Here is a 4,835-nt window from a genome sequence, read left to right as displayed (position 1 = left end):
GTCAAGATGAGTGCAAGTACACGAATATGTGAGCGCGCCCGTTCCGGCGGGAACCGGCCAAGAAAAAGGCCCCGGTGTTTCCACCGGGGCCTCGTTCGATCAGCGCAGGGCCTGCCTTATTCGGCAGCGCCCTTTTCCTTGCGGACGCCGACGCGCTCGGCGATCCGGGCCGACTTCCCGCGACGGTCGCGCAGGTAGTACAGCTTGGCGCGACGGACGACGCCGCGACGCTTGACTTCGATGCTTTCGATGCTCGGCGAGAGCAGCGGGAACAGACGTTCCACGCCTTCGCCGAACGAGATCTTGCGGACCGTGAAGTTCTCGTGGATGCCGCTGCCGGCGCGGGCGATGCAGACGCCCTCATAGGCCTGAACGCGCTCGCGCTCGCCTTCCTTGATCTTCACGTTGACGCGCAGGGTGTCGCCCGGCTGGAAGTCCGGGATCGCCCGTACGGCCAGCAGACGCGAAGCTTCTTCCTGCTCGAGTTGCTTGATGATGTTGATCGCCATGGTCTCAGTCTCCTTTGGGCTTACCCGTTTTCGGGCCGCCTTTTGCCTGTTGATTGGCGAGATGCGCTTCCCAAAGATCGGGTCGCCGCTCGCGGGTGGTTTCTTCACGCATACTGGACCGCCATTGCGCGACCTTCTTGTGGTCGCCCGACAGCAGCACCTCGGGGATGTCCAGCCCTTCAAACGTCCGCGGCCTAGTGTACTGCGGATGCTCGAGGAGGCCGTCCTCGAAGCTTTCTTCCAGCGTGCTCTCGATGTTCCCCAGAACCCCCGGGGCAAGTCGAACGCACGCCTCGATCACGACCATCGCCGCCGCCTCGCCACCGGCGAGGACCGCGTCTCCGACCGAGACCTCCTCGAACCCCCGGGCGTCGAGCACCCGCTGGTCCACCCCCTCGAAACGGCCGCACAGGACGATGATCCCGGGCGTCGCGCTCCATTGCCGAACCCGCGCCTGGGTCAGGGGCCGACCCCGGGCGCTCATATACAAAAGCGGCCGCCCACCGACGTCCACGCTGTCCAGCGCGGCGGCGATGACGTCCGCTTTGAGTACGGCTCCTGCGCCGCCACCCGCAGGGGTGTCGTCGAGGAAGCCGCGCTTATCCTTGGAAAAGCCCCGAATGTCCAGCGTTTCCAGACGCCAGAGGTCCTGTTCCTTCCAGGCCGTCCCGATCATCGAAACGCCGAGCGGGCCGGGAAAGGCCTCGGGGAACATGGTCAGGACGGTGGCGGTGAACGGCATGGGGGCTCTTTAGCGCCCCGCGGGCCGCTTGTCGAAGCCGTCACCCGGCAGAACAGGGTTCGGCGTTGGCAGCTTGTTCACCAACCCTGGGCCATAGGAAGGGCAGAAACCCTGGGGAAAGAGACCATGATCGGGCTGACCCGCCTTCTCCGATCGCCGCAAGAGGCCCTGGCCCGCCTGAGCCGACGCCTGGGCGCCAATGAGAACGGCGCGGTCGCCGTGCAGTTCGCCTTCCTCGCCATTCCCCTGGCCCTGCTGGTCTTCGGCCTGCTGGACATGAACCGCGTCAGCCTGCAGCGCCGCCACCTGCAGGACGCGCTGGATGCGTCCGCCCTGATCGCGGCCCGGGCCGGCACCAAGACCGACGCCGAACTGGACGTGCTCGGCGATGCCGCCCTGGCGGCCGAACTCGCCGGCCTGGGCATCCCCCTCAGCGCCGCATCCTCGACCTTCGCCAACGGCGCGGAAAACTCGGTGGTCGCCTCGGTCAAGGCAGACCTGAAACCGATCATCGCCAATCTGTGGACCAATGCCGACGTCACGGTCACCGCCACGACGACGGTCAAGCGCGGCCAGGACGCGCCGGTCGAACTGGTGATGGTGCTCGACACGACGGGCTCGATGTCCGGCACCAAGCTGACGACCCTGAAGACGGCCGCCACCTCGCTGGTGGACAAGCTGACGGTCGGCGGCACCGCCAATGTGAAGATCGGCGTCGTTCCATTCGCCCAGTACGTCAATGTCGGGATCGCCAACCGCAGCCAGCCCTGGATCAGCGTTCCGGACGACTATTCAACCTCGACGACCACCCCCGGCAAATGCACGACGGTCTCGACCAAGACCACCTGCCAGACCGAAACCTATGCCTGCACCAAGTATACGGACGGGGTGGCCTATGCCTCGACCTGCAGCCGGAGCATCAACTGCGTCACCACGCCGATCACGCCGGTGACGACCTGTACGCAAGACAAGATCAACACCAACACCTACAAGTTCTCCGGCTGCGTCGGTTCGCCCGCCTATCCCAAGAACGTGTCCGACAGCGACTCCACCCGCGTCTATCCCGGGTTCATGAATCTGACCTGCGCCACGCCCATCACGCCCCTGACCAAGACGGTGTCCACGGTCAAGGCGGCGATCACGGCCCTGACCGCCACGGGTGACACCTACATCCCGTCGGGCCTGGCCTGGGGCTTCAACATGCTGTCCTCGGCCCAGCCCCTGACGGATGCCGCCGTCTATGATCCCTCGGGGCAGAACCGCAAGCCACGCAAGGCCATGGTGCTGATGACCGACGGGGCCAATTCCAAGCTGATGAATGCCGGCAACGGCCGGCATGACGTCAATCCGACGCCGAACCTGGACAGCCCGGCGACCCAGGCCAACACCTATACGGCCGAGCTGTGCGCCAATATCAAGGCCCAGAAAATCGAGGTCTTCACGGTCGCCTTCAGCGTGACCGACACCAACATCAAGAGCATTCTCAAGACTTGTGCGACAGATGATGCGCATTACTTCGACGCAACAGACACAGCGAAGCTTCTGGATGCATTTCAGAACATTGCTGACGCACTTCGGAATCTCTATATCGCGCGATAGTCTGTAACCGGACCGAGGATCCTTTACGGCGCGTTTTCCATCTTGCTTTCCGAATTGGTTATTTCTGGCCCCGTAGGTTCGACACTCCCTCCCGGAGGCGCGGAACCATGATCGACGGACGCCCGTGCCTGATGCGCCTCAAGACCCGGCTGCACGCCGCCGGCCGCGACGAGCGGGGCGCGGTGGCCGTGCAGTTCGCCTTCCTGGCCCTGCCGCTCGCCATCCTCAGCTTCGGCCTGCTCGACATGAACCGGGCCAGCCTGCAGCGTCGCCAGTTGCAGGACGCCCTGGATGCCGCGACCCTGATCGCCGCGCGGTCCACGGCCGTGACCGACCCGGCCCTTGATACTGTCGGTGACGCGGCCTTCCTGGCCGAGACCACCGGCCTCGGCATCAGCCTGACCGGCGCGAACTCGACCTTCGCCGCAGGATCGGACAACAAGGTGATCGGCACGGTGACGGTGTCGATCAAGCCGATCATCACCAACCTCTGGACCCAGTCCGACATGACGGTCAGGGCCACCTCGGAAGTGGTCCGTTCGGTCAACAAGCTCGAAGTCGCCCTGGTGCTGGACAATACCGGCTCCATGGCCAGCAACCTGGGCAGCGGCGGCACCAAGATCAACGCCCTGATCGACGCCTCCAAGGACCTGGTCGACACCCTCTATGCGGCGGCGGCCCGCGCGTCGGAAACCGATGCCGTAAAGATCGCCGTGGTGCCGTTCTCGATGACGGTCAATATCGGCACGTCCAATGCCTCGGCCAACTGGCTGAGTCCGACCCTGCCGTCGGCCTATGGTGTCGACGTGTTCGCCACCCCGCAGAACCGCTTCACCCTGCACACCCAGACCGGCACCAGCTGGGCGGGCTGCGTCGAGAGCCGGCCCGACCCCTACGACATCGCCGACACCGCCCCCAGCACCGCCATCCCGGCCTCGCTGTTCGTGCCCTATTTCGCGCCGGACGAGCCGGACAGCAAATCGGTGACCTACACCTCCGGGGGCTGGACCTATTTCTACTCGGCCAACAACAACTGGATCACCAACGACCAGAGCAGCTCCGGCGACTGGTTCATCCGCCAGGGCGAGGTCGCCAAATATGCGACCAGCAACAAGTCCAAGGTCACCAGCGGGGCCAAGACCACCACCACCAGCGGACCCAATGACGGCTGCGGCATCACCAGCGTGCTGCGCATGACCAATGTCCGCACCAGTTCAGGGGCCTCGACGGTCAAGGACAAGCTCGACCAGATGGTCGCCACCGGCAACACCAATGTCGCCATGGGCACGGTCTGGGGCTGGCACATGGTCTCGCCCAACGCCCCGTTCGCGGACGGCTCGGCCTATGGCACGCGCAATGTGAGCAAGGTCCTTGTGCTGCTCACCGACGGCGACAACGTCATGAGCGAGACCAGTGACCCCAACGACTCGACCTACAGCGGCTATGGATATGTCTGGCAAAAGCGCCTGAAGAACGCCAGCAACGTGGCCCTCGACGTCGGGGCCTCGGGCACGGAGCGACGGGACGCTATGGACAGCCGCCAGACCAAGACCTGCGCCGCAGCCAAGGCCAAGGGCGTGATCATCTATGCGATCGGGGTCGGGGTCTCGACCCATTCCAAGACGGTCCTGCAAGGCTGCGCCACCTCGGCCGACAAGTATTATGACGTCACCGACTCGGCCCAGCTGTCGGCCGTCTTCAACACGATCGCCGGCTCGATCCAGAACCTGCGGATCGCCAAATAGCCCGGTGACGGGCCGCCGCATTGACTCCCCCGGCTTCCCCCGTATTTTCCGCCCGTTCGGGTGACTGGCGCTGGAGGTGGGCAACCACCGGGGAGCCCGAACCGCAGATCGCGCCTTCAGGCGGAGCGGACCCCGGTCCGCCGACCGGAAGCCGTGTTTGCCGCTGCCGCGCGCCTGGGCTCCTTCACCGTCTTGTTGCCAGACCCGGAGTCCCGCTGTGCCCGCCGCCCCCGACTATCC

Annotated in this window: 4 protein-coding genes and 1 riboswitch; of the genes, 2 read left to right on the top strand and 2 right to left on the bottom strand. The window is 65.2% G+C overall.

Going from position 1 to position 4,835, the window contains the following annotated elements; genetic code table 11:
* Window positions 1-116: 116 nt before the first annotated feature.
* Window positions 117-509, bottom strand: a complete 393-nt coding sequence (gene rplS / locus DBR10_RS14710) for a 50S ribosomal protein L19 (RefSeq protein ID WP_108489649.1) — start codon at window positions 507-509, stop codon at window positions 117-119.
* Between the two features lie 4 nt (window positions 510-513).
* Window positions 514-1,251 carry a tRNA (guanosine(37)-N1)-methyltransferase TrmD gene (trmD, locus tag DBR10_RS14705; protein WP_108489650.1) on the bottom strand — a complete coding sequence of 246 codons (738 nt, stop codon included), beginning with the start codon at window positions 1,249-1,251 and terminating at the stop codon, window positions 514-516.
* Between the two features lie 126 nt (window positions 1,252-1,377).
* On the opposite strand from trmD, the gene DBR10_RS14700 reads away from it, so the two are divergent.
* Together DBR10_RS14700 and DBR10_RS14695 are read left to right on the top strand one after the other, a co-directional pair.
* Window positions 1,378-2,850, top strand: coding sequence for a TadE/TadG family type IV pilus assembly protein (locus tag DBR10_RS14700; RefSeq protein ID WP_108556464.1), 1,473 nt, complete (start codon window positions 1,378-1,380; stop codon window positions 2,848-2,850).
* A gap of 107 nt (window positions 2,851-2,957) precedes the next feature.
* Window positions 2,958-4,595, top strand: a complete 1,638-nt coding sequence (locus DBR10_RS14695; protein WP_108556463.1) for a TadE/TadG family type IV pilus assembly protein — start codon at window positions 2,958-2,960, stop codon at window positions 4,593-4,595.
* Between the two features lie 50 nt (window positions 4,596-4,645).
* Window positions 4,646-4,724, top strand: a riboswitch (ZMP/ZTP riboswitch).
* Window positions 4,725-4,835 lie beyond the last annotated feature (111 nt).

It is taken from the genome of Caulobacter sp. HMWF025 (assembly GCF_003060965.1).
Classification (GTDB): domain Bacteria; phylum Pseudomonadota; class Alphaproteobacteria; order Caulobacterales; family Caulobacteraceae; genus Caulobacter.
This window is presented reverse-complemented; position numbering and strand designations above follow the sequence as displayed.

Bases quoted from the DNA above. Each gene is read 5' to 3' on its own strand.
- rplS (WP_108489649.1), bottom strand. From the start codon at position 509: ATGGCGATCAACATCATCAAGCAACTCGAGCAGGAAGAAGCTTCGCGT.
- trmD (WP_108489650.1), bottom strand. From the start codon at position 1,251: ATGCCGTTCACCGCCACCGTCCTGACCATGTTCCCCGAGGCCTTTCCC.
- DBR10_RS14700 (WP_108556464.1), top strand. From the start codon at position 1,378: ATGATCGGGCTGACCCGCCTTCTCCGATCGCCGCAAGAGGCCCTGGCC.
- DBR10_RS14695 (WP_108556463.1), top strand. From the start codon at position 2,958: ATGATCGACGGACGCCCGTGCCTGATGCGCCTCAAGACCCGGCTGCAC.